Genomic DNA, 24,743 nt, shown 5'->3' with positions numbered 1-24,743 from the left:
TCGTATTTTACTTACTTAATTAACTAATCCAAATGCATACGACATTAACTTATTTGTCTCTGTAAAACGTTTTGTTTTACTTGATGTCCCCATGACCACTGTAATAATTCGATTATCGCCTTGCTTTGCAGTCCCAGTAAAACAGTATCCTGCACTATCTGTAAATCCAGTCTTTAGTCCGTCCATTCCTTCTATATATAAACTTTTATTATTTTTATTTAACATGTCGTTTGTGCTTATAACATTAATATTATTAAATGCTAGCTGACTTTGACGTAAGTGAGTCACTTCTAATATTTCCGGATAATCTTTTATAAGATGATATGCCAATTGTGCTACATCACCAGCCGTCATTTTTGTTTCACTTCCATCTGGCTCTTGTAATCCAGAAGCATTTGCAAATTTAGCATGTTCCGACATTTTTAACTGTTTCGCTTTTGCATCCATAAGCTGAACGAAATCTTTCTCCGATTTTGCCATATGTTCTGCTAAAGCCACAGCTGAATTATTAGCTGACTCAATCATTAATGCATGATATAAATCTTTAACAGTTAATGTGTCATTAACTTGTACTGGGATTCTCGCTCCCTCTGTTTGTGCCGCCTTCGCACTTATTTTCACTGGATCTTCCCAGCGAACTTTCCCGTTATGTATACTCTCTAGTAGAAGATACGCTGTCATCATCTTAGACATACTAGCCGGTGCAAAAGCTTCATTTTCATTATATTGATAAATAATATCTCCATCACTCGCATCGATAATCATAGCTGCTTTTGCGTTAATTTCTGGTGGGATGTACTTTGGCGGGACTACTTTTTCAGTAAATCCTGCTTTAGGTAGTTCTGCCACTTGCAAAGGTTGTCCCTCTACATTCGCTACGCTCTTTTGATTTCCTTGGAATAAGAACCAACATATCCCTAAAATAATGACTAATAGGACTGTCATCCTTCCCCATTTTAACCGATTCATTTCAAAACTCCTTTAGCAAACCTTTTATACACTCACATTTAACCTTAACAACAATTCCTTTATATAGTCAAGGTAAAAGGTATATTTATTCATATACAGCAATGATTATTTTAATTTATTTATGTTAAACTTACAATGTTGAAACGTAAGAATATTCAATAATAAAATCTCGTAAATAAAACGAAACTTTAATCAGCCCCACCAATCGGGCTACCCGTCAAATAGCGAGATAAACTACTTAATAGAAGGGATTCATACAAATGCTACTTCCAAAATCATTAAAATCCGGAGACACAGTTGGGATCTACTCCCCTTCTTCACCAGTAACCTACACTTCTCCAAAAAGATTTGAACGAGCAAAATCTTACTTACAACAGAAAGGGTTTCATATATTAGAAGGTTCATTAACAGGTCGATATGATTTTTATCGTTCTGGTAGTATACAAGAGCGTGCTGAGGAACTAAATGTCTTGATAAGAAATCCTAATGTTTCTTGTATTATGTCAACAATTGGTGGGATGAATTCAAATTCAATATTACCTTATATTGATTATGATGCTTTTCTAAATAACCCTAAAATAATGATTGGGTATTCAGATGCAACTGCTTTATTACTAGCAATTTACGCCAAAACAGGCATCCCTACATTTTATGGACCAGCTCTCGTCCCTTCCTTTGGCGAATTTGAACCTTTTGTTGATTGCACATACAAATATTTTGCTGAAACTTTACTACATGATCATTCTCTTCCTTATCATATAAAACAACCATTATTTTGGTCAGATGAATTTATTAATTGGGAAGAAAAGACGAAGGAGAAAGAACTTCGACCAAACAATTGGATTTCAGTAATTGATGGAAAAGCTACTGGGCGTATTATTGGCGGGAATTTAAACACGATACAAGGAATTTTGGGTAGCCCCTATATGCCACATATTCAAGAAGGCGATATTCTCTTTATTGAGGACAGTTCAAAAGATGCAGCTATTATTGAAAGAAGCTTTTCATTACTTAAAATTAACGGTGTGTTCGATAAAATTTCAGGTATCATTCTTGGAAAACACGAGCAATTTGATGATTGTGGTACCAATCGAAAACCTTTTGAAATACTATTAGAAGTACTTCAAAATCAAAGAATTCCTTTTCTAGCTGACTTCGATTGTTGTCATACACATCCAATGATTACTATACCTATCGGTGTTCAAGTAGAGTTGGATGCAACAAATAAAACGATACATATTGTAGAACCTTGGAAAAAATGAATGCATAGCTTCTATTGTTTTACAATAAAAGCCATGATACTATATAATTTGGAATGTGAAAGATTAAACAAAATACGTTCCAATATCTATTATTAGGAAAAGATAGATATAAATATATATTTATATGTAAAAGAGAGTGAATAAATGAAACCAACTATTAAAAATTACGTATTTTTACATGTAGCTTTTTTGATATATTCTATCATTGTGGTTTACATGAAATGGGCAGCTAAGTTTCCCATTGCTTCCATCTCATTTTTTATTGCTTATTTCGGACTAGTTGTACTTTTATTCGGATATGCAATTTTATGGCAACAAGCAATTAAGCATTTTGAAATATCAAAAGCATATTCACATCGCGGAATTATTATACTGTGGTCAATGCTTTGGTCAGTGGTTCTATTTGGAGATACGATACAGTGGAATCATTTACTTGGTGCGACTATTATTATCGTCGGAATTGTGGTGGTGACAAAAGATGAATAGTTATATGTTGTTATTGATCTTTGGAATCGTATTGGCCAATTACTCACAAATTTTATTAAAAAAGGCTACTTTACAGCAATATGATTCTAAATTAAAAGAATATGTAAATCCATATGTAATCATCGGTTACTCTTTATTTGTACTTAACGCAGGATTCAATATTATCGCCTTAAAGGGACTGACAATAAATCAAGTCTCTGCATTAGAATCATTAAGTTATATCATCATATTAATTTTCGGTTGGTATTTTTTAGGTGAAAAAGTAACGAAAAGAAAAGTAATTGGGAATGCTATCATTTTAATGGGTGTTGTGGTGTATTTTATTAAGTAATCACTTATACAAAAAGCTCCGTTTATCACAAACGGAGCTTTTTACTATTGACCTAAATTTTGCACTTTATCTTTCAAATCTCGAACTTGATCTACCGTCTGCATAAGCTCAGAGTTTTTAAATTGCTCTACATCCACTTTCCCTTCTTCTATCTTTGTCATCGCCGTATCAATTAACGTATTTAACTTTTCGTTATATCCGACGATTTGTTGATGAATATCCTTTGCTACATCAGGTGGCGTTAATTCATTGAATGCGGGTATATCTTGTTTAATTTCACTAAGCTTCGTTTCTAATTCTTTTCGAGCCTCGCTATCATTAACGGCCTTTTCTGCTAATGCTGGTGCATCATTTGCAAATGCACTTATTTCATTTACATAGTCTGTCGCCTTTTGAGCATAATCTATGGAGTTCTTTCCTTCTTCCACTATTGAACATCCCATTAAACCAATTGAAACTATAAATACTAATAAAATTGATTTTATTTTCATTTTAGACCCCCTTCGTCTTTATCATTGTCTGTAATTTTCTCTATACATAACTTCTAGCTAAATTGTTTATAACCTTTTTCAAATAGCTATTTATCCTCTTACATGCCCTATTATCGTTACAACATCTATTTCTATATGTACGCTTATAATATCTTCAATTATATCCATATATCCTTGTCCTATAGCTGTTCCATAGTGTAATGTAAGCCCCTTCTTTTCATACACTGACTTTGGCACTGAAAAAATAAATCTCCTCAAGTTTCTTTCATCAGCTGGTTCCATAATTAAAACAATCCCATCCTCATCAAACATATACGCTCGCCCTCCAACTTTACATTCACTATGGCTCAGTATTGCCTTGGTCAGCAAAATTTAAAACATAATAAGTTAAGATACACTCTGCTCTATCATAAAGTGAAACTTTAATTAGCCCTCACCAGTCGAATCTTTATCGGCAAATAGCGGGATAAAAATAAAAAGCATTCATTCTTTTTTGTTAAGAATGAATGCTTTTTAAAAAATCAATTTCTAGCTCTAGCATCTTTTTTTGACGAGGTTTTACTTTCCTTACGGGAATTCCAGCATAAATATACCAATCATCTAAACTCTCTTTTACCATACTCATCGCGCCGACTGCCGTACCTTCTCCTACAATTACATTTGGAAAAATAATAGAATTGGCACCAATAATCACATGTTTTTTTAAAATAACTTTTTCTGCTTTCACATTCCTATATTGATTCGGGACGGTTGGCCCCATTAATGTATTTCCACTGAAATCATCAAGTACTGCATATACGATTGTTTTAGCTGAGATGTTTGCAAAATCATGCATTTCAATCCCAACTTCCCCTCCATATAACGCTGTATACGCTGATATGTGCGAATAACTTCCAATTGTGATTTTACCACTTAAAATGCAAAAATCATCAATTCTTACATGATTGCCAACTGATATAGCACTCGGATTATATATACTTGCTTTTTTACTAACCAATACATTTTTCCCAACAGATAAAAATCCAATTTGCTTTAGTTCTTCTTGACTATAAAAACTATTCATCTACCGACACCACCTTCTGCTCTAAACAGATTACAATTTGCTCTACTAGTTCTTTCGTCATTCCTTCCCATAAAGGTAAACTTACGATTCGTTTTGCTATTTTATTCGTCTTTGTTAAATCTGTAGACTTATAGTTTTTAAAAAGAACTTGTTGGTGGCAAGATGGTGAAAAGTATAATCTAGCTTCTATTTTCTGTTTTTTCAGTTCTTCTATTACTTGTATATTGCGAACTTCTTCTGGACAAATGATAGGCATAAATTGGTGAATAACCGCTTCTGTCTTTTGGACTTTCCACCCTTTTTTCATTAACCCAGTATTTTGTAACAACTGTTTATACCATTCAGAAATACGGCTGCGTTCTTTTAATTTTTGATCCCACTTTTTTATAGTCGCTATCCCAATAGCTGCTGCGTATTCAGACATTTTACAATTAAACCCCATCATCGTACATTCACGATTTTTATCAAATCCGAAATTCCCCATTCTTTTAATACGTTGTATATCTTCTTCGTTTTTACTATATATGAGCCCTCCTTCACCAATTCCGAAAGGCTTTGTTGCATGAAAGCTATATACGATCATTCCACTAAAATCTTGACCGTAATGCATCCCTCCATTCATTAAACCAAATCCCGGCGCCGCATCTACGACAACCGGAATCCCCTTCTTCTCTAATTCTTCATATTTTTCTAAGTTCATCCATGATCCAAAAGTGGCGTACGGGATAACAATCGCAACCTCTTCTTTTAATTCTTCTATTTTATCCAAAAGTACGGTTTTATCCATATACCAATCATCTATTGAAATATCAATAAAGTACGGTTCCAGTCCACACCAAATAGCGGCTAAGGCAGTCGCAGGGAATGTAAAACTAGGCATGAGAGCATACTTTCCCTTTCTTCTTTTCTTTAGTTGAATAGCCGCCATTAACCCTAACGTTGCGTTTGCTACTGTTGTAACAGCTCCCCTGTTTTGAAAAAATGACGACATAATTGTTTCCTCAAAACGTTGATTTATAGGTCCATAATTCGTATATATGTGAGATGTATCAATTTCCTTCAATTCGTCCAAATACTCACTTACAGGTACAGTTGAAGCACGTAAAAAAGGAATATTCTCCATATCTATCTATTCCTTCCTATCATTTTCGGACAATATAGAGCATATCTGTTTCAGATAATCCAAATTTCCTAGCACTTTTCATTCCTTGTTTTTCCGCTATGTTATATAATTCTACCTTAAATCCTGCATTCATTAATCGTTGAATAAATCCCGATTGATTGTAAATTCTCACATGATCTTCTTGACCAAAAGCTAATTTCCTCAATTGTGGTGTTACAATTAATTCATTCTCTATAATAAAATCTACATTCATTACGATCGGTACTTGAATAATTCCCCATCCATTTGGCTTTAACACTCTATATAACTCTCGCATTGCTTTGTCATCATCAGGAACGTGTTCTAACACATGGCTACATAATATTACATCAAAAGTATTACTATCATATGTAATCCTTGTAACATCAATTTCCTTCATTAATGGATCCTTTGGTTCTAAGTCACCACATACATACGTAATATTTTTATACTCGTTAAACCAATCTCTTAACTTCGCTTCAGGTGCAATATGAAGCATTGTATAGTTTCTATTTAACAAGTCCGTTTCCGTTTCAATGTACGCACGATACAATCTTTCACGATCCATCGAATTGCAAACTGGACATATCCCTGTATCTTTATTCCACATCTCAAATTTATATTTCGGAAAATCATAATGCGCTGGCCAAGGTGAAAATTTTTCAAATTGTTGATTGCAATATTGACAATAACAAGATTCTTTCTCAAACATATGAGCAACTAACTTGTTTAACCCTTTTTTTATCTTTTCATTATAAATTTGATCTAGTTCGCCATTTCTTACTGCATCCTTAACTATAAATCCCGCATTTTCTAAACAATAAGATAAACTCTCTTTATACTCACTTTCGGAGCTTAAAAATCCACTATTATATGCATCTATAATTAATTCAATCCACTCTTCAATTGTCATTAAAATAAAATGCATTTGTTTTTGATTTTGTCCACTATGTTGTCTAAAATAACTAAGAGGTTCTTGCATATAAACTACTTTTCCTTTCCTCATCATATCTAGCCAAGTTGCAATGTCATTAATAGCAGAATAAGCCTTTCCTTTAAAATATCCAAACTTCCCGTCAAACAAATCCCGATTAAACAAAACAGTTGTCGGCTCACCAACTACATTTTTTAAGTTTTTTAACATATAATTTCCTAATTCTTTTCCTTCAAAAAGTGTAGTTTCTTTCGCGATTTTCATATTTAATGTTGAAGGTGGTAATATCTCTCCATTCTCATCAATCAGTTCACGATATGACGTCACAAATGAAATATTTTCTAACGTCAAAAAGTATTTCATCATTCTCTCGATCTTTTCATGATGAAATAAATCATCATCTAATAAAAAGTTTATATAGTCCCCATTCGCAAGTTCTACACACTTATTAAAGTTTTCGGCAACTAACGGCGTTTCATTTTTAACATATGTAATACACTCATATTCACGTAAGTACGGTTGAATCATAGCATTGACTTCATTATTTGTACTATCGTCAGAAATAATAATTTCAATATTTTCATATGTTTGATTCAAAGCGCTGTTGAGTGCTAATTCCAAGTAATAAGGTCTATTGTATGCAGGAATAAGTATACTTACTTTCGGTAATGAAGAATTATTATTTATATGTTGTTTTTTCTTTTCTATGTTTATTTTCTTCGCTCTAATTTTTTGGTAATAGTCTAATGTATATAATATCGATGATGGAACTATCCTTCTTGCATAATCTAGAAAATTAGTTATCGCTTTGTCTAACTCTTTTTCGGTGGATAAGAAACCATATTGTTCTCCTGCTATAATACTGTGTGAAAAATCTTCTAACCCATCCATCATTTTATTAGATTCATTTAACTGTTGATCTGGATGTAATCGAAAGTAACTAAGCGTCTCTGCTATATATACTGCTTTTCCTTTACTTAATAAAGATAACCATGAAGCTATATCTACGTTACATAAATACCGCCTCTTATCAAAAATCCCAAACGGTTCTTGTAAATCATTTTTACGAAATAAAACTGTTGTCGGTTCTCCGATATAATTTTTTTGATCCACAATTACCTTATTTCCTAATTCTGTTCCCTCTATAATCGTATCTTCCTCAAATAAACGGACAGTTGAATAAATATGTCGCAGTTCTTTCCCTTTATCATCAATGACTTGCCGATGAGATGTTACAAGCTTAATTTCATTATCTAAATCATTGAAAAAATACTTCATCATTTTTTCAATTTTATTTACATGAAATACATCATCATCCATTAAAAAATTTATATACTCACCGTTCGCTTCATTAAATAACATTAACGCATTTTCAAATTGTCCGAGAGTTGACTTATTCTTTATATAAATAATATTTGAATGGTCACATAAGTATTTTTGTAACACTTTTTCTGTTTCATCATTCGTGCTATCATCTCCAACTATAATTTCTATATTAGGGTATGTTTGTTCTAATACACTACATAACGCCTTTTCAAAGTAACGAGGACGATTATACGTAGGAATTAATACACTTACCAACGGAAGTTGCTCTACCATCTCTTCATTTCTTTCAATACGAGTTCTCATTTTAACTCTCTCACCTCTTCGCATATTATTTATATACGCGACACAAAAATCACATTACTTTAACTGTATGGAGCCTATATACTTTTATGCAAACATGAAACAAAATATCATACTTTTCGTTCCTAAATAAACATATTTAATAACGCGGACATTTTATTTGCACCTTTTTTATTCATATGATCGCTATCATAAAAATCATCATCACAAAATAATGGTGAATCAAATAGATCTATAATTTGAAAAGAATATTGAGTTTGAAAATCATTTATAACTTTATAAAAATCTTCTTTTAATTTCTTACTGCTACAATTGAAATAATGTGAAGTAACAGGGAACACAACAATTAATGGCTTTATATCGTTTTTTAACAGTAATTCTAAATATTTCTTAAAAATCATTTTATTTTCAACTAAAGTATGAGGATACGCCAATTTAGCATGTGAAGCTGCTCTTATTTTCCCGTGTTCTTCAAAAGGAATATGAAGAGAAGTTGTATTCCATTCAGCATTTATCCAAGGCAGCGTCAATGATTCATCTTTTAGTTCGTCTAATAAAATATATTCAAAATGCAAATTAAAAATAGAAAGAAGTGGTTTCGGAGTATTTAGATGTGAGAATCCATCAGTGGGTAGAGGAGAATGAACTACAGTATGATGACCATCTTGAAACAATGGATAATATACTTTGTGAATTCTATATGATTCAGATGATAACGACATATCAAAGTAAAACGAGAAATAGGCTATTCCTATTAAACAATATTGAAATGAATGATTGTTTGATAAAAGTTGTGACGCTATTAAATAATCATAGTATAGATCTTGCGATGGAAGTGTTAATTTTATTGACTTTTTTGAGAGAAGCTCCGTACTTATGCCACAATGTGGATAAGACAAACCGGTAGCAAACAATTCATACGTCGGATCACTCTTTGCTTTTTTCATAGAAATGTATAAAGACATAAGATCCGGATTTATTTGATAGATAGAAATTAATTTATCCTTCCATTCATACATGTATTTTGTTAAATTAATAATTTTTGAACTTTGCACGCCCCTATTTATCAAGTCATTTGTAAGTTTTTCTGCGTCCCCTCTCCAAATGACTATATATTGAAAAGAACTTTCTATACGAACAACATCTGAAACGTCTACAACATGAACTATTGTTTTACATTTATTTTTGTCTAACGTATTTCGAATCCTCTCCCCTGATAACTCATCACTTAAAACAATGATTTTATATTGCTCCTTCATGTACATCCCCTCCACTATATGTATAATATGAAATTCATTTTTAATTCGTAACAATCATATACACCTGCAATCTAACAAAAAAATAGCTCCACCATTAGGCGTAGCTATTTTTACAATTATTGCTTATTCAAATCATATTCCTTTATCTAACTCATAAAGTTTACGATACTTTTCATTTTCTTTCAGAAGTTGTTTATGACTACCTTGCATGACAATTTGGCCACGATCAAGGAATATAACTTCGTCTACATGTTCTATTCCTACAAGATGGTGCGTAATCCAAATAACCGTCTTTTCTTCCGTTGCAGAAAACATTGTTTCGATTAAAGACAATTCTGTTTTTGGATCTAAACCGATAGTCGGTTCATCAAGTACAATAATTGGTGTTTCTTGCATAAGAGTTCTAGCAAAAGCAACCCTTTGTCTTTCCCCACCAGAAAACCGCTTTCCCATTTCATGCATTTTTGTTTGTAATCCGTCTGGAAGAGAAGTAACATGTGAAGCTAATTGTGCTTTCTCTAAAGCTTGCCATATCTCTTCATCCGTCGCCTCCGGTTTGCCAATTCGTACATTATTTCCAATTGTCGTATCAAACAAATGCGGCTTTTGATTTAATACAGAAATATATTTAGATAAAAGATTCGTATGAGCTCGTTCACCATTCAATACAACTTGGCCATTTACTGGGCTTAACGCCCCTGTTAATAATTTTAGTAAAGTAGATTTCCCTGTCCCACTTCTCCCTAAAATAGCAATTTTCTTCCCTGCTTTTATTTGTAATGATACATCTTTTAATACAATCTCATTACTATCTGGATAACTATACGATACGTGAATCAGTTCAATATCTACATGTTTTGGTTCAATATAATCTTTCTCTCCATGCAAATCCGTTTCATCATGTAAAACACTATCACTTTCTACGCCATTAAGACGATGGGTAGATTCTACGTACGACGGTATTCGATCGATGGCATCTGCAATAGGAATAAGCGCGTTTGTTACAGATAAAGTCATTAATACGAAAGCTGCGATAACTGTAGGAGCAATTTGTTCACTTGCCGCTTCATTCCCAGTCCATATGATCATCGAAATAACTACAATACCTACTACTAATTGAATGATACTGTCCCGAATATGATACCAGCGTTTCACTCTCTTTTCGATTTTTAACAACTGATCATTTTGTTTTACATACTCATTAATAAATTCATCTTTACGACCACTTGCTTGCCAATCAGATAATCCAAAAACAGCATCTGTCAGTTGTTGATACAAACGGTTTCTTCCTTGCTTTAAAGTAACATGATGTTTCTTCATCAAAAGTAATGATACAAACGGAAGAAGAAAAACGATAATAGCTAACATACAACCTACAATAAGTGCAAAAACAAAATCAAATGCACCGATAACAAGTACGAAGATACTATAAACAACTAGCGCTAATATGCTAGGAAATATTGTACGTAAATATAGGTTTTGCAAATGCTCTATATCTTCGGATAACACTCCTAACATATCACCCGTTTGAAATCGAGAACGGAAAAATAACGCCTGTGGTTCTACTATTCTATATAGCCTCGTTCTCATTTTTTCTAATATACGTAGTACGACATCATGTCCGACTAGACGCTCTATATAATGAAATACAGCTTGCCCTATACTAAACGCTCTTGTTGCAACAATAGGAACATATACAGCCATTACATTTTCTGGTCTAAGGGCAGATTTTGAGATCAAATAACCTGAAATAAAAAGTAACATCGCTCCTGAACTAACTCCAAGAAGACCAAGGAAAATAGTTAAAGTCATTCTACCTTTATTTTGTTTTATATAAGGTTTAACCCAGTTACTCATTTCTCTCCCCTCTCTTCCCTATGAAAATGTAATGTCTCATTCTCTAAAAGTTCTTCATACGTCCCACTTTCTTTCATTTCCCCTTTATTTAGAATAAGAATATGGTCCATTTGTTTCATCCAATGTAGACGGTGAGTTGCTAAAAATACTAACTTTCCATTAAATAGACGTAACATCGCTTGCTTTATTTCAAATTCGGTTTCAATATCAAGATGTGCCGTAGGCTCATCTAATAAAATGATTGGTTTTTTACTTAAAAGCGCACGCGCCATAGCAACACGCTGTTCTTGTCCGCCACTTAGCATACGTCCACCTTCTCCAATTCTTTCGTGTATCCCATTTGGAAGTGATGTAACGAGTGAACGAAGGCCGACTTCATTAATAACTCTTTCAACTTCTTCATCTGTTGCATTTGTTTCATAAAAACGAATATTATCCTTTAATGAAAGCGGAAAAATATAAGGTTGCTGCGGAATATAAGCAATATTTTTTTGCCAATCTTCACGAGTAGATCCATCAACTTCTACACCATTTACTAAAATCTTTCCACTCGAAGGAGATAAAAAACCTGCTAATACGTCGATTAACGTCGATTTCCCTGCACCACTTTCACCAATAACACCAATAGCACCGTTACCTTCCCAAGTAAAATTAATTCCTTCTAATATAGCCTTTTCAGATTCAGTATTATTAACTTTGATATCTTGTAATTTCAAGCTACTAGAGGCATTCCATACTATATCTTCATTTAAATCTTTCTTTTGTATTCCTTTTTGTTGTTGCAAAATCTCTTCTATTTGCTCCATCGCAATTTGTCCATCTAATGTCGCATGATAATTTGCTCCCACTTGTTTAATCGGCAGAAAATATTCCGGAGCTAAAATCAAAATTGTAAGGGCTGGTAATAGTATAATCGTTCCATCTATTAAACGTATCCCTAATCCAACTGCCACAAACGCAATTGATAAACTCGTAAAGAAATCTAATGCAAAAGAAGAAAGAAAAGCAACTCGCAAAGTACGCATCGTTGCTTTTCTATATCTTTTACTTACTTTTTCAATCTTTCCTTCGTGCTGTTCACTTTTCCCTAAATACTTTAATGTTTCTAAACCTTTTAACGTATCTACAAAATGATTCGAAAGTACACGATATATCTCATACTGACTATCTGCCATTTTTTGCGCTGCTAATCCGAGAAGAATCATAAATATGATCACGATAGGAATCGTTACAACTAAAATGATTCCAGACTCAATATCTAGCGTAAAAACATATAGTACAATTAGACCTGGAACGATACTACTTCTAATCATTTTAGGAATCGTTAATTCAATATATGTTTTAAATTTCTCAATCCCCTCAATTGATAAGGTAACCAGATGACCAGTTCCAACAGTTTGAACATACCTTGGACCTAATGTGAAATATGCCTCTATCAATTGTTTTCTTAGTAACGACCCTGTTTTTTCAGCAAAACGTTCCACTAATATTTGTGATGTTCGAACTACTATGTTACGCGCTGCAAACGCGATACCAAAATAAACAACTTCACTTAATATTGTTTGTACTGTCTCTCCATGAAATAAAAACGTAATAGCTCGTGCTAAAAAGACTGTTTGCGCAATAATACTAAAAGCTTCTAAAATACTAATAATCGTTAACGCTACATATAAAATACGGCTACCGGGATAAGACGGAAGTCCTCTTTTTCTTTTCATTAGTACTCCAAATCGTTGTCTGACTTAACAGGTTGTCTAAATACATAATAACTCCATATTTGACTTCCGATAACGAAAGGCAAAATAGCAATCGCAAAGTAAGTCATAAGTTTTAATGCATAAGCTCCTGATGCTGCGTTGTAAATTGTCAAATCATTCATTGCTCCTAAAGAGCTAATCATAACACGTGGGAACATACCGATAAATACACTCGCACTTAGTAAAATGATCGTTAAACTCGTCATAAAGAAAGCCCAACCATCTCTTCTTCTTTTATTTAATAAAGTGGACACTAATAGTGCTACAAAAGCTCCGATTGGTACCATAATCCATTCTGTTCCATGAGCAGTGAAAATGTCGGTTTTCCATAACCCCACACCAGCAAAAACAAGAAGTGTAAGTAATGAAAATGGTGCAATTTTTATTGCAGCAATTCGTGCACGTTCTCTCAATTTACCAGTTGTACGTATCGTAAGAAATTGTAATCCGTGGACAATACATAGTAGGAGAAACATTACTCCTCCAAGTAACGCAAATGGATGAAGTAATTGCAAGAATCCACCTACAACATTTTTACTCTCATCAATAGGTACACCTACCATAAAGTTTGCAATCGCAACTCCCCAAAGGATAGGAGGTAACATACTTCCAATAAACATCCCCCAATCCCATGCACTCTTCCATTTATGATTATCTATTTTCGCACGAAATTTAAAGGAAACACCTCTTAAAATTAAAGCAAGAAGCATAAATACAAATGGAATATAAAAACCACTAAATAAAGTTGCATACCAGTGCGGAAATGCCGCAAACATGGCTCCACCAGCACAAACAAGCCATACTTCATTCGCGTGCCAGAACGGTCCTATTGTATTTAAGTAAACTCGTTTTTCAAAATCATTCTTTCCTAAAAACCTCGAAACCATTCCTACACCAAAATCGAAACCTTCCAGTACAAAGAATCCAACAAACAAGATTGCAATAACTAAAAACCACAACTCATTAAGAGATAACATACTCTTCCTCCTTATCAAATGGATCATGGCTTTGATAATCCTTTTTCGTTTTCTTATTCGTGTGGCCCTTAATGGTACGAACGAATAAGTACACACAAATTCCACCCATAATTAAATACATTGATGTGAATGAAATAAGTGAGAATAATACTTCACCGAATGTTACATTTGGTGATACAGCATCTTCTGTTTTCATTACACCAAATACTACCCAAGGTTGACGACCCATTTCAGTCATAATCCACCCTACTGTATTACCGATGAACGGAAGAGAAATTGCATACACCATTAATTTTAAATACCACGTTTTTTCAGCTAAACGATCTTTTCTTGATAAGAACCATCCGTAAGCTCCTAGAAGAAGCATGAATGTTCCACTCATTACCATCGCTCTAAAACTCCAAAACATTGTATGCACTGGAGGAATATAATCTCCAGGTCCATATTTTTCCTCATATTGTTTTTGAATTTGATTCATCCCTTCAACTTGACCGCTAAACTTATCATACGATAATAGACTTAGCATATAAGGGATTTGAATTTCAAACGAATTTTCTTTCTTCTCTGTATCAATTTTCGAAAATACTGTAAATGGTGCTGGATCCTCACTTGTATTCCATAGCGCTTCAGCTGCCGCCATCTTCATTGGATGTGTCTTAATTAATTGTTGCGCTTGTGCATGACCAAAGAATAATACAAGCGCCGTTGTAATTGTTCCAACAATGATAGAAATTCGGAAAGATTTTTTAAATACTACAGTTTCTTGTCCTTTTGTAATTTTCCATGCACTTACACCAGCAATAAAGAATGCACCTGTTGCAATTGCCGCTGTAATTGTATGCGGGAATTGTACCCATAGTTGTGGGTTTTGAATAATGGCTAAGAAATCATTCATTTGCGCACGACCATCAGCTGCCATTTCATACCCGACAGGTGACTGCATAAATGCACTTGCAGTTAAAATCCAGAATGCTGATAACATCGTTCCAATTGAAAGGAGCCAAATACACATTAAGTGAATTCGCTTCGGTAATTTGTCCTCACCGAATACCCATAAACCTAGGAATGTAGACTCAATGAAAAATGCCAGTAATCCTTCAATTGCAAGCGAGGGACCAAATACATCACCTACAAAACGTGAATACGTTGACCAGTTCATACCAAACTGAAATTCTTGTAAAATACCTGTTACTACACCTACTGCAAAGTTAATAAGGAATAATTGCGTCCAAAACTTTGCCATCTTCTTATATACCTCTTGCCCTTTTACCACATACAACGTTTGCATGATCGCAATAATAAAAGCTAAACCAATTGACAGCGGAACAAAAAAGTAATGGAAAATCGTTGTTGATGCGAACTGTATTCGTGCCAATTCGAGCGTTTCCATACTAAAATCACTTCCTTCATAGTTTTTATAATAAAAGTTAATTGAGCAATCTTATCAAACTCAATTATTAAGAAATACGAAAAGACAAAAACATTTTGTATGTATTGTCGAAAAATATGAAGTTTCAGTTTTTCAAACTATTGTAATGCTATTTTTTACCTTTTCACTATTTCTGTAGTGTTTTATTCGTTAATCGAATTGTATAATATACCTGCATAGTAAATTCAGGTTATTTTTGACGTATTATTGACATCATTTTGTCTGAAATATGTCTTTTGTCATTTTTTTGAATCAGATTTTTCTCATTAGCAAAATGTGTTTTTTCAATATACTTCTTACTTTTATATCTATAAAACAATCGTTTTTTCTTCATACGCTTGACTTTTACTCGGAAAAATGTCCTCGAAAGCACCCACGATAAATGCTTATTTTTTGTCAAGAGAAAAATGTATTTTCAAAATTCAAACTCGAAATAATGTTATTCAAAAATAGAAAACAACTTCCCTCTTCCTCGACTAAAAGTTCATTTTTTTGTCATTTTTCCAGAACAAATAAAAAAACTGAGAGTCGATTAAACTCTCAGTTTTTTTATTTATTTTGCTGTATGTTTTCTAACGGCTGGTAAAATTTCAGTAGCAATTAATTCAATATTTTTCTCAATTTTATCAAATGGTACACCGCCAAAATCAATTTGTGCCATAAAGCGTTGTTGGCCAAACAATTCATATTGGTAAAGCATTTTCTCAATGATTTGTTGTGGGCTACCAACCATTAAAGCATCACGGTAATCTATTGCATTTGTAAATTGCTGTTTCGGATACCCATCACCGCGCAGTGTAAGCATACCAGCATTAATGTGAGGGTAATATTCACTAAGTGCATCTTGTGAATTTTTTGCCGTATAAAATAAACTCGTTGTCGCAACTGGTAAACTAGCTGGATCAAATCCGCTTTGCTGAGCAGCCTCGCGGTAAGCATCTACTGACACTTTAAAGTTAATTGCTGGACCACCAAGTGTTGTTATCATCATTGGCACACCTGCACGTCCTGCTTTAATTGCACTAGCTGGTGGACCTCCAACTGCACGCCAAATTGGTAAGTTATTATTTTTCGCTCTTGGAATAACCGATGCATGTGCGAGCGGTGCTCTGAACTGTCCATTCCATGTTACATGTTCCTCGTTATTAATTTTTAATAAAAGATCCATCTTCTCTTCAAATAATTCTTCATAATCATTCACGTCATAACCAAGTAAACTATATCCTCCAATACGAGATCCACGACCAGCCACAATTTCTGCACGTCCATTAGAAATCAAGTCAATGGTAGCGAAATCCTCATATACTCGAACTGGATCAGATGTACTTAATATCGTTGCGGAACTTGCAATTTTTATATTTTTCGTAGCTTGCGCGACCGCACCTAAAATAACTGTATGAGCTTGCGTTGTAAAATGTGTTTGGTGACTTTCGCCGACAGCAAACACATCAAGCCCTGCCTCATCTGCTAACTTAGCTGTTTCAATTAGTTCGTGAATTCTTTTCTCTGGCGTAATTTTGTCCCCATTATGTGGATTTAAAACATGATCACCAATTGAATATAATCCAAACTCAATTCCTTTTCTTGTATCTATACGGTATTTTTCCATAGTTACTCTCCCCTTTAATAAAGTAGTATTAGTTTTTTTCTAAAAACGTTGGTAAGTCAAGTTTATCTCCGTATTACCTACACCATCACTTGATTAGTCAATTGATAGTGTAAAAAAAATTACTCTTGCGGTAATTCTTTTTTTTCGCTATGCTTATGAACTTTCGTCATCAGCTCGTATAATATTTTCTGCTCTTCTTCATTTAATACATCATCAAAAAACGAAGATTGAAATGCAAGTTGTTCTGGCAATGCTCTCTCTAAAGCTGCTTCTCCTTGCTCTGTAAGACTAATTGTTTTCGTTTTCCAATCTTGTTTTCGTACAATATATCCTTCTTTTTCAAGACGAGTTAACATTCGAGAAATGCCACCTTGTGTAACAGTTACCTTTTCAGCTAACTCCATTTGTGTTAGTGGTTGATACGTACGTATTTGCAAAAGCACATCAAATTGAGCTGTCGTTAAATCAAAACGTTTTAAAAACTCATTTGACAATTGATTACTTTGGTTCGTAAATCGTATTAAACGTAACCATATTAATGATCCTATCGTATTATCACGCATGTTTGATCACTTCCTATCGTGAATCTTACTATCACTTTACCACTCAAGTGATAGTAATGCAAGAGAAAATCACATTTTTTATATAACTCAACTTACTTTTACTTAACTAAAGGCATCACTCGTGTAGTATTAGTTCTACTTGCCATTCTCTACATCTTCATAAAAAAAGGATTAAGCTCCAACGCCAATCCTTATCATGCATTTATTTTTTGTTTTCAAAACCGTATGTTTGAAATTCACACCATCTAATCTATTATTTTCTTTTATCGTAGCGTAAATTCATTTGAGCATACCGTCTTCATGTAAAACCTGTATAAGTTTGCATAAAAAACCCTTGTTTACACCAATTGGGCTTTTACAGGATATATCATTTAAGTTCTACCTTTACTTCCTCTTTAGACATAACATCAGGTCTATAAATTAATTCAAGATTAGAATCACCTTTTTTCGCTTCAAACGTTATGGCTCCTGTTATCTTACCGTTTGGATCTACATCTTTAATTTTAAAAACGTTTTTATTACTAGTTGAAAATGTATGGTCCACGATACTTCCATCTCCTCTTTCAAGGTAAAAATCTAATGGATTAATTCTAACTTTTTGATTACCAATATTCTCTACTGTAACATGAACAATAACAAACTCATTACCTTTTTCCAGCTTATCATATTCTGCCACTTGTGCTATTTGTACTTTATGGACTGTTAATTTTTGATTTCTAATTTGAGTAGTTTTTTCAACATTATATTCTCTTGTATCTTCATTCTTCGTATTTTCTTTTTTGGCACTACTTTGCTCTTCCTTCTTATTATTTGATACAGTTTTAGCTACTTCTTTCTTCTCATCACATGCCGATAAACTGAAAGCTAACGTCCCTGCTAAAGTGACTGTTGCGATTTTTTTAAACATAAATTCCCTTCCCCCAATGTAAAAATGATAAAAATCCTCAAAAACTATATATTATACTAACAGATAAATGAACAGCATATTGTCGTTATGTGTCGAATGTAATAAGGCTATGTATAAGTATGAAGTCTTACTTTGCTTCATCTCTCAACTGTTCGACATATGATAAAATTTTAACAATAAGACATCCACCTTACTTACGAACTCTTTATTCCCATAACTATGTGTATCATAAATTTTTAAATAAGAAAAAATTAAAATAAAATGATAAAATTAAACAAATCACTAATGTAAAGGTGGGCAGAACATGCATATTTCTAAACAATTTATAAAACCATTCCCTGAATATGAAGACATATTTTATGATGATTTGGAACAACATAAAAAGCACTTTTTACCCATTTGTTCTATAAACTTACAATGTATTGAACCGGAATTGGACGAATGGGTACATATTGTGTCAGCAAAAGAAATCCATGATGGTTGCGTGGGTGATTTCACCAAACCATTTCACACAAATTTTACGAAAGCAGATACATTAGGATTCGATGTCATTAATGGAAAATATAAATTTGAAGCGGATTGGAATTATTTCGAAATCGAACAAAATAATTCTGACATAATAGAACAAGCCTATGAGAGTAATAAAAGAGATTATCAAATCCGTAAAGAGTATTTTCAACGTAATCAAAAAATTTATCCTTATTCTAGCTTAGGAAAAGAAATAACATCTGTAGAAGTATTAGAACAAGAGTTTGTTGAAAAACAAACAAATGGCTGGGGATTAAATTATCCTGTGGTAAATGGTATCCTAGATGATGTTCGTTTTATGACAGAAGAAGGTGAAGAATTATTAGAAGACTGCGATAACGAAGACGAAATTTTTGACTTTACGAATCTTCTATATGTACCAAAAGATGAATATGGACATCCCTTTACATATGTTGGATTTGTTACAGGATATTATTTTCAAGCTTATGGTGCCGATCGTATTTACTTATTCTTTAATAAAGAATTAAGAAAAGCAGTAATTTGTTTTGAATATACATAAGATAATTAAGAAAAGTCCATTTTGAACATTATTACTTGAATCAAAATGGATTTTTTATAAATAATTTATTTCTATTTCAATTCCGCATCTACTGTGAAATGTGTAAAACCTCATATAATGTAATATCCTCTATCTCTTCAATTTCAGGCTTTACTTCATAAAATTCAAACTGACTATATCCCCACTTATCTGGGTTATACACTATTACATTCCCTTTACAATTTTCTGTATTCTGGACATTCTTATTAAAAAAGTTAAATTGAGTTTCAATCAATGAATTCTTTTGAGAAATACTCCCCACGTATTCAACAACATACTTACATTTCTTAAAATCATCACTTAGATTAACAACTAATGGAACACCTATATGTATTTGTTGCCAACCAAACGATTGTAAAATATTATCGTAATACCCTTCAAAGATAAATTTATTCATCCCTTCATGCCCATTCCAAATATATAAAGGTGCATAGCAGTTATAAAAATTCCCGTCTTTCTCCGTTTCCGTAATTAAATAAGCTTTAAAATTTAGTGCTTGGAAACCATCAGTTTTATAACCATTATCCTTTACCCTTTTCTTAATAATTTCCATGTCATAATCCTTTGGCAAAATGACCTTATATTGCATTCCAATCATGTTTATCACTCGCTTTCAATCTTATATACATTATGATAAATCGATAAGTAGCTAACGTAAAATAGGTATAAATTATGTTTGGTATCATTTATAATGATAGTGCATAAGGGGCTGAGATATATGGAAATAAATGATCTTATTATATTCAAAACTGTAGCCAGTGAGGGTTCTATTAGTAAAGCTGCTAAAGAGTTAGGTTATGTTCAACCGAACGTAACTGAAAGAATCAAAAAATTAGAACAAGAATTAGAAACACCCTTACTACATAGAGATAACAAAGGCGTTTCCTTATTACCTTCTGGTGACATTTTATTAGATTACACGAATCAAATATTAACTCTATTAGAAGAAGCGAAAGATAAAATTAAAACAAGTGGGTCTTCTTATATAATCGCGACGTCACAATCGATTTTGACTAATTATTTAAGTAAGCGTATTAAAGAAAATTTCATGAATTATCAAATATATGTAGAAAATAGTAGTCATTTGCCAAAATTACTGCAGCAACAAAAAGTTGATATGGTCATCACTTATGAGGATGATTCTGGTGCAGGTTTTAAAAAAGTATTTACTACTTCAATTTCTATAGGCTTACTAAAAGATCAAGAAAAATGTATCATTGACTATTCAAAGGAACTCTTCTTCGTTAGCAATGACAAAAAGTGCCCTTTTAGAAATAAGACGATACAATTTCTAAAAGAAAATAATTTATCTCAGCGTCAACTTCAACAATTAGATTCTTATTCGCTTATGGAAGAGTTTATTCAGGACGGAAAAGGGATAGCCTTTTTGCCGATTAAAAATGATAAATTGGTACCAATTGAAGATGTTCCAGTTGAAAAATTAGCTGTTCATTTTTTTACAAATCAAAACTCTTTCAAACAAATCCCTGATGAACTATTCGGTTAATAAAAAATCCCTCCTTTATGAATCTAAAAGAGGGATTTTCATATTCTATACAATTGATTTTTCACACATTTTGCTCCACTTCTGCACTTTTCTCCTTCTTATTCCGCTTCATATTCTTCAGTCCCTTAACCGTGCCAACTAATCCTTTCGGGAAAACTAGCAATACGATAATGTACAATAAACCAAGAATAATCGTCCATCGTTCAAAGATCGGATACTCTGTAGCTAGTTCTGATAAATAATATTTTAGAGATTCAATAATTCCAGCTCCTGCAATTGCTCCAATTAACGTTCCAACCCCACCAATCATCGTCATCAATAATGCATTTAATGTCATTTCAATTGAAAATACAGTCGTATTAACAAAACGCAATGTGATAACAAATAAACCACCGCTAATCGCAGCTACTACTCCTGCAACAATGCTAGCAATAATTTTATAATGAAGCACTTTATATCCTAGTGCTTCAACACGTTGCTCATTTTGGGAAATTGCCTTTAATACTTTTCCAATAGAAGATTTGGTGAAAAGACGTAACAGAACAAAAATGATAAGTAAACATATAAGTGTTACATAATAAAACGTAAAACGATCACGGAATACGTCTGGTACACCAAATGTAAAACCATCTCCTCCGTGAGTAAGCCCACGCCATTTTTCAGCAAGTACAAAAAATAACTGTGAAATAGCAAGTGTTAACATTGCATAAAAATGACTTTTCAATCGTAAAGAAAGCAAACCAATTATATAACTAACGATTGCTGAAACGATAATTGCAGCTACTATTCCAATTAAAAAGTTCGTTATTGATACGCCTTGTCGATCAAATAAAAGCGCTACCCCATATGCTCCTATCCCAAAGAACATACAATGACCGAACGATACAATTCCTGTATACCCAAGTAATACATCAAAACTCATTGCAAAAATAGCAAAGATGAAGATTTGAGTGAACAAAATTAACAGGCTCCGTGAATCATTTACGAACGGAAATACACTTAAACAAATGAGCATACATACTCCGAAGTATACTTTAATTCGGTCCGATGTGTTGTTCACCATTTCACCCCTTTTCACCAACAAGTCCAGTTGGCTTCACTATTAAGAAAAATAGTAACATTAACATATTAATTGCAAGTGATAAATCTGGTATAAAATACGCTGTAAAAGCACCAGCTAATCCGACAATTAAAGAAGCAATAGCTGAACCTTGAACGCTTCCTAATCCACCGATAATTACTACTATAAAAGCTAAAATTGCATACTGCATGCCCATCTCGGCGAAAATAACGCCCGAATACGGTGCTAATAAGAATCCTCCCAAAGCTGCCATCCCTGCCCCTAATAAAAAGACGAAAGAAAATATCGCTTTTACATTAATACCAAGCGCTTGAACCATTTCTTTATCCATTACACCTGCACGGATCATAAGACCTATCTTCGTCTTTTTGAGTAATAGTAGTAGTGCAATGTAAATAATTATCCCAATCAAAATAACAAATAGACGATATTTAATTAATATAATACCTCCGAATGTAAAACTTCCTTGTAACCATAACGGTAATTTTGCACTCATAGGGTTTGGCCCCCAAAATATTTTAATACACTCACTAAGAACGAGCATTCCTCCAAGCGTAACGAGCAGCTGTCGAACATGATTTCCATATACCGGCCTAATAAGAAACCTTTCTAAAATAAATCCTAGGAACATTCCCATGGCTACTGCTCCAACTAAAGCTAATATATAACTTCCTGTCACATTAAATAACCAAACACCTGTAAATGCTCCCCATGCAAATAAACCACCGTGTGCAAAGTTTAAAACGCTCATTAAACCGAAAATAAGTGAAAGACCTGATGCTAACAAAAAAATGAGCATCCCTGTTGAAATCCCATTTACAAATAAATTGATTAACACATCCATCCTTTTCACCTCGGATTCATGTTAAGAGATTCCTAAATATTTATGACACATTTCCTTATCCTTTTTTAATTCATTCATAAAACCGTTATGAACAATTCGTCCGTTATCCATAATGTAAAAATAATCGCCAATTTGACTGGCCATCATAAAATTTTGCTCAACAAGTAAAACTGTTGTTTTCTCTTTCATCTTCAAAATAGCTACCATTAATTTCTCCACCATTATCGGGGATAGCCCTTTGCTCGGTTCATCAATAAGTAATAATCCATCACTATTAATAAACGCTCTTGAAATAGCCAACATTTGCTTTTGCCCTCCGCTCAAGAGCCCACTTTTCTTATTCCAAAACTGCTTTAAATCCGGAAATAGTTCCAGCATCCACTCTATTTTCCCTTCTACTTCCTCACCTTTTCCCCTAGCAAGAGCGAAAGTTTCTTCTACTGTCAAATCATGAAAAATACCTTGATTTTCTGGTACATACCCTATTCCTTTCCTTGAAATTAAATGTGTAGGTAATCCACTCACTTTTGCACTATCATAATAAATTTCACCATCTGCAATGCGGTGAAACCCCATCACTGAACGTAATGTCGTTGTTTTCCCTGCCCCATTTCTACCAAACAGTACAGTAATCGTCCCTTTCTCAACAGCAAGAGATACTCCTTGCAAAATATGAAACTGATCTAAATACGTTTCTATATTATTCACTTGTAATAGTGCCACTATATAATCCCCCTAAATAAGCACTTTGTACACGCTCATCTTTCATAATTTCTTCTGGCAATCCTTCAGCCAATAACTCTCCATGAAATAAAACGATAAGATGATCTGACAAACCTAGTATCATATCCATTTTGTGTTCGATAAGTACAATTGTGCTCTCTGGATGTTTCTTAATATTTTCAATCACTTGTAATATAGCAGGGACTTCCTCAACCGAAATACCTGCCGTCGGCTCATCAAGTAATAACACATCCGTTTTTAAAGCTAATAACATCGCAAGTTCTAGCTTCCTTTTCTCTCCATGTGCCAAATCTTTCGCTAATACGTTCTCTTTTTCATGAAGTAATACTGTTTTTAAGAAACGTCTCGCCTCTCCAACTTGTTGCTTTAATTTTGCTGAACTCGGGAAAAAACTATAGTAATCTTGTACGAATGATTGAACACTTAAACGGACATTTTCAAGTACCGTTAATTCTGGGAATATGTTTGTAAGCTGAAAAGAGCGACCGATTCCTAAGCGTGTTCGATCTGAAATCGATAGTTTTGTAATATCTTGCCCTTTAAAATACACTTCACCTGTTGTGGGTGAAATCTGTCCACTTAGTAAATTAAATAACGTTGTCTTCCCCGCACCATTTGGCCCAATAATAGAAATGAGCTTTCCTTTTTGGACAGTTAAATTTACATCTTTAATAACTTGATGTTCACCAAAAGATACACTAAGATTTTTCGTCTCTAGCAAATGTGTCACGAAATCCCTCCCTTTAAAGCCGTGAGTATGAAAGAAATATGTATAAAGAGAGTCCCCCCTCTTTATACAAAAACAACAGAAAATTCAGT

Annotated in this window: 24 protein-coding genes; 5 read left to right on the top strand and 19 right to left on the bottom strand. The window is 33.4% G+C overall.

Translation table 11 applies throughout. The annotated features are described in order from the left end of the window. Positions 1-15: 15 nt before the first annotated feature. Positions 16-969, bottom strand: coding sequence for a D-alanyl-D-alanine carboxypeptidase family protein (locus tag ACX9TM_RS10120; protein ID WP_017656797.1), 954 nt, complete (start codon positions 967-969; stop codon positions 16-18). A gap of 260 nt (positions 970-1,229) precedes the next feature. Between ACX9TM_RS10120 and ACX9TM_RS10115 the strand changes: the two genes are divergently transcribed. From ACX9TM_RS10115 to ACX9TM_RS10105, 3 genes are all read left to right on the top strand, one after another. Next, positions 1,230-2,231: a S66 family peptidase gene (locus ACX9TM_RS10115; protein ID WP_048656262.1), complete on the top strand. Its 1,002-nt coding sequence runs from the start codon at positions 1,230-1,232 to the stop codon at positions 2,229-2,231. 144 nt (positions 2,232-2,375) lie between these two features. Continuing rightward, positions 2,376-2,717, top strand: coding sequence for an EamA family transporter (locus ACX9TM_RS10110; protein WP_048656261.1), 342 nt, complete (start codon positions 2,376-2,378; stop codon positions 2,715-2,717). After that, entirely contained in the window at positions 2,710-3,048 is a 339-nt protein-coding gene (locus ACX9TM_RS10105; RefSeq protein WP_016717227.1) for an EamA family transporter, read from the top strand. Before ACX9TM_RS10110 ends, ACX9TM_RS10105 begins: the two co-directional genes overlap by 8 nt. 44 nt (positions 3,049-3,092) lie before the next feature. Here the strand turns inward: ACX9TM_RS10105 and ACX9TM_RS10100 are convergent, their stop codons facing one another. From ACX9TM_RS10100 to ACX9TM_RS10040, 13 genes are all read right to left on the bottom strand, one after another. After that, positions 3,093-3,539, bottom strand: coding sequence for a DUF6376 family protein (locus ACX9TM_RS10100; RefSeq protein WP_000695202.1), 447 nt, complete (start codon positions 3,537-3,539; stop codon positions 3,093-3,095). A 90-nt stretch (positions 3,540-3,629) separates the two neighbouring features. Continuing rightward, positions 3,630-3,851 carry a hypothetical protein gene (locus tag ACX9TM_RS10095; protein WP_000459099.1) on the bottom strand — a complete coding sequence of 74 codons (222 nt, stop codon included), beginning with the start codon at positions 3,849-3,851 and terminating at the stop codon, positions 3,630-3,632. Positions 3,852-4,035: 184 nt separating this feature from the next. Then, positions 4,036-4,602 (bottom strand): acyltransferase, encoded by a 567-nt coding sequence (locus ACX9TM_RS10090; protein ID WP_001084193.1) that lies wholly within the window; start codon positions 4,600-4,602, stop codon positions 4,036-4,038. Further along, positions 4,595-5,725 carry a DegT/DnrJ/EryC1/StrS aminotransferase family protein gene (locus ACX9TM_RS10085; protein ID WP_049107610.1) on the bottom strand — a complete coding sequence of 377 codons (1,131 nt, stop codon included), beginning with the start codon at positions 5,723-5,725 and terminating at the stop codon, positions 4,595-4,597. Before ACX9TM_RS10085 ends, ACX9TM_RS10090 begins: the two co-directional genes overlap by 8 nt. A 19-nt stretch (positions 5,726-5,744) precedes the next feature. Further along, positions 5,745-8,306, bottom strand: coding sequence for a glycosyltransferase (locus ACX9TM_RS10080; protein WP_065382153.1), 2,562 nt, complete (start codon positions 8,304-8,306; stop codon positions 5,745-5,747). Positions 8,307-8,428: 122 nt separating this feature from the next. Next, positions 8,429-9,562, bottom strand: coding sequence for a hypothetical protein (locus ACX9TM_RS10075; protein ID WP_065382152.1), 1,134 nt, complete (start codon positions 9,560-9,562; stop codon positions 8,429-8,431). A 132-nt stretch (positions 9,563-9,694) separates the two neighbouring features. Then, entirely contained in the window at positions 9,695-11,419 is a 1,725-nt protein-coding gene (cydC, locus tag ACX9TM_RS10070; protein ID WP_063536121.1) for a thiol reductant ABC exporter subunit CydC, read from the bottom strand. Continuing rightward, positions 11,416-13,137 (bottom strand): thiol reductant ABC exporter subunit CydD, encoded by a 1,722-nt coding sequence (gene cydD, locus ACX9TM_RS10065; protein WP_065382151.1) that lies wholly within the window; start codon positions 13,135-13,137, stop codon positions 11,416-11,418. Before cydD ends, cydC begins: the two co-directional genes overlap by 4 nt. Beyond that, entirely contained in the window at positions 13,137-14,153 is a 1,017-nt protein-coding gene (gene cydB / locus ACX9TM_RS10060; protein ID WP_000950085.1) for a cytochrome d ubiquinol oxidase subunit II, read from the bottom strand. Before cydB ends, cydD begins: the two co-directional genes overlap by 1 nt. Further along, positions 14,140-15,543: a cytochrome ubiquinol oxidase subunit I gene (gene cydA, locus ACX9TM_RS10055; protein WP_000448870.1), complete on the bottom strand. Its 1,404-nt coding sequence runs from the start codon at positions 15,541-15,543 to the stop codon at positions 14,140-14,142. Before cydA ends, cydB begins: the two co-directional genes overlap by 14 nt. Positions 15,544-16,135: 592 nt before the next feature. Continuing rightward, complete coding sequence (locus tag ACX9TM_RS10050; RefSeq protein ID WP_000417543.1) at positions 16,136-17,191, bottom strand: LLM class flavin-dependent oxidoreductase; 1,056 nt, start codon at positions 17,189-17,191, stop codon at positions 16,136-16,138. Positions 17,192-17,310: 119 nt separating this feature from the next. Continuing rightward, a complete protein-coding gene (locus ACX9TM_RS10045; RefSeq protein ID WP_001205510.1) occupies positions 17,311-17,754 on the bottom strand; it encodes a MarR family winged helix-turn-helix transcriptional regulator in 444 nt (147 codons plus the stop codon). A 367-nt stretch (positions 17,755-18,121) separates the two neighbouring features. Next, complete coding sequence (locus ACX9TM_RS10040) at positions 18,122-18,661, bottom strand: DUF4352 domain-containing protein (protein WP_000473156.1); 540 nt, start codon at positions 18,659-18,661, stop codon at positions 18,122-18,124. Between the two features lie 304 nt (positions 18,662-18,965). On the opposite strand from ACX9TM_RS10040, the gene ACX9TM_RS10035 reads away from it, so the two are divergent. Then, positions 18,966-19,709 carry a hypothetical protein gene (locus ACX9TM_RS10035; RefSeq protein WP_000548215.1) on the top strand — a complete coding sequence of 248 codons (744 nt, stop codon included), beginning with the start codon at positions 18,966-18,968 and terminating at the stop codon, positions 19,707-19,709. 88 nt (positions 19,710-19,797) lie between these two features. Here the strand turns inward: ACX9TM_RS10035 and ACX9TM_RS10030 are convergent, their stop codons facing one another. Beyond that, positions 19,798-20,346, bottom strand: a complete 549-nt coding sequence (locus ACX9TM_RS10030) for a DUF4865 family protein (protein WP_000579891.1) — start codon at positions 20,344-20,346, stop codon at positions 19,798-19,800. 120 nt (positions 20,347-20,466) lie between these two features. Here ACX9TM_RS10030 and ACX9TM_RS10025 point away from each other — a divergent pair, with 120 nt between their 5' ends. After that, entirely contained in the window at positions 20,467-21,255 is a 789-nt protein-coding gene (locus tag ACX9TM_RS10025; protein WP_000405005.1) for a LysR family transcriptional regulator, read from the top strand. A 61-nt stretch (positions 21,256-21,316) separates the two neighbouring features. Here ACX9TM_RS10025 and ACX9TM_RS10020 read toward each other — a convergent pair whose 3' ends face one another. Genes ACX9TM_RS10020 through ACX9TM_RS10005 form a run of 4 tightly spaced genes read right to left on the bottom strand, consistent with a single transcriptional unit; the run spans position 21,317 to position 24,654 of the window. Beyond that, complete coding sequence (locus tag ACX9TM_RS10020) at positions 21,317-22,270, bottom strand: branched-chain amino acid ABC transporter permease (protein WP_002040965.1); 954 nt, start codon at positions 22,268-22,270, stop codon at positions 21,317-21,319. Between the two features lie 49 nt (positions 22,271-22,319). Beyond that, positions 22,320-23,180, bottom strand: a complete 861-nt coding sequence (locus ACX9TM_RS10015; protein WP_065382193.1) for a branched-chain amino acid ABC transporter permease — start codon at positions 23,178-23,180, stop codon at positions 22,320-22,322. A gap of 21 nt (positions 23,181-23,201) precedes the next feature. Then, positions 23,202-23,903: an ABC transporter ATP-binding protein gene (locus ACX9TM_RS10010; protein WP_001196696.1), complete on the bottom strand. Its 702-nt coding sequence runs from the start codon at positions 23,901-23,903 to the stop codon at positions 23,202-23,204. Further along, positions 23,881-24,654, bottom strand: a complete 774-nt coding sequence (locus tag ACX9TM_RS10005) for an ABC transporter ATP-binding protein (protein ID WP_000149338.1) — start codon at positions 24,652-24,654, stop codon at positions 23,881-23,883. The genes ACX9TM_RS10010 and ACX9TM_RS10005 overlap by 23 nt, the downstream gene beginning before the upstream one ends. Positions 24,655-24,743: the final 89 nt, after the last annotated feature.

The sequence above is a fragment of the Bacillus sp. LH1 genome (assembly GCF_057924895.1).
This window is presented reverse-complemented; position numbering and strand designations above follow the sequence as displayed.

What these genes read in the sequence shown, in the direction of transcription:
- ACX9TM_RS10120 (WP_017656797.1), bottom strand. Translation starts at nt 969, where the DNA reads ATGAATCGGTTAAAATGGGGAAGGATGACAGTCCTATTAGTCATTATT.
- ACX9TM_RS10115 (WP_048656262.1), top strand. Translation starts at nt 1,230, where the DNA reads ATGCTACTTCCAAAATCATTAAAATCCGGAGACACAGTTGGGATCTAC.
- ACX9TM_RS10110 (WP_048656261.1), top strand. Translation starts at nt 2,376, where the DNA reads ATGAAACCAACTATTAAAAATTACGTATTTTTACATGTAGCTTTTTTG.
- ACX9TM_RS10105 (WP_016717227.1), top strand. Translation starts at nt 2,710, where the DNA reads ATGAATAGTTATATGTTGTTATTGATCTTTGGAATCGTATTGGCCAAT.
- ACX9TM_RS10100 (WP_000695202.1), bottom strand. Translation starts at nt 3,539, where the DNA reads ATGAAAATAAAATCAATTTTATTAGTATTTATAGTTTCAATTGGTTTA.
- ACX9TM_RS10095 (WP_000459099.1), bottom strand. Translation starts at nt 3,851, where the DNA reads ATGTTTGATGAGGATGGGATTGTTTTAATTATGGAACCAGCTGATGAA.
- ACX9TM_RS10090 (WP_001084193.1), bottom strand. Translation starts at nt 4,602, where the DNA reads ATGAATAGTTTTTATAGTCAAGAAGAACTAAAGCAAATTGGATTTTTA.
- ACX9TM_RS10085 (WP_049107610.1), bottom strand. Translation starts at nt 5,725, where the DNA reads ATGGAGAATATTCCTTTTTTACGTGCTTCAACTGTACCTGTAAGTGAG.
- ACX9TM_RS10080 (WP_065382153.1), bottom strand. Translation starts at nt 8,306, where the DNA reads ATGAGAACTCGTATTGAAAGAAATGAAGAGATGGTAGAGCAACTTCCG.
- ACX9TM_RS10075 (WP_065382152.1), bottom strand. Translation starts at nt 9,562, where the DNA reads ATGAAGGAGCAATATAAAATCATTGTTTTAAGTGATGAGTTATCAGGG.
- cydC (WP_063536121.1), bottom strand. Translation starts at nt 11,419, where the DNA reads ATGAGTAACTGGGTTAAACCTTATATAAAACAAAATAAAGGTAGAATG.
- cydD (WP_065382151.1), bottom strand. Translation starts at nt 13,137, where the DNA reads ATGAAAAGAAAAAGAGGACTTCCGTCTTATCCCGGTAGCCGTATTTTA.
- cydB (WP_000950085.1), bottom strand. Translation starts at nt 14,153, where the DNA reads ATGTTATCTCTTAATGAGTTGTGGTTTTTAGTTATTGCAATCTTGTTT.
- cydA (WP_000448870.1), bottom strand. Translation starts at nt 15,543, where the DNA reads ATGGAAACGCTCGAATTGGCACGAATACAGTTCGCATCAACAACGATT.
- ACX9TM_RS10050 (WP_000417543.1), bottom strand. Translation starts at nt 17,191, where the DNA reads ATGGAAAAATACCGTATAGATACAAGAAAAGGAATTGAGTTTGGATTA.
- ACX9TM_RS10045 (WP_001205510.1), bottom strand. Translation starts at nt 17,754, where the DNA reads ATGCGTGATAATACGATAGGATCATTAATATGGTTACGTTTAATACGA.
- ACX9TM_RS10040 (WP_000473156.1), bottom strand. Translation starts at nt 18,661, where the DNA reads ATGTTTAAAAAAATCGCAACAGTCACTTTAGCAGGGACGTTAGCTTTC.
- ACX9TM_RS10035 (WP_000548215.1), top strand. Translation starts at nt 18,966, where the DNA reads ATGCATATTTCTAAACAATTTATAAAACCATTCCCTGAATATGAAGAC.
- ACX9TM_RS10030 (WP_000579891.1), bottom strand. Translation starts at nt 20,346, where the DNA reads ATGATTGGAATGCAATATAAGGTCATTTTGCCAAAGGATTATGACATG.
- ACX9TM_RS10025 (WP_000405005.1), top strand. Translation starts at nt 20,467, where the DNA reads ATGGAAATAAATGATCTTATTATATTCAAAACTGTAGCCAGTGAGGGT.
- ACX9TM_RS10020 (WP_002040965.1), bottom strand. Translation starts at nt 22,270, where the DNA reads ATGCTCATTTGTTTAAGTGTATTTCCGTTCGTAAATGATTCACGGAGC.
- ACX9TM_RS10015 (WP_065382193.1), bottom strand. Translation starts at nt 23,180, where the DNA reads ATGGATGTGTTAATCAATTTATTTGTAAATGGGATTTCAACAGGGATG.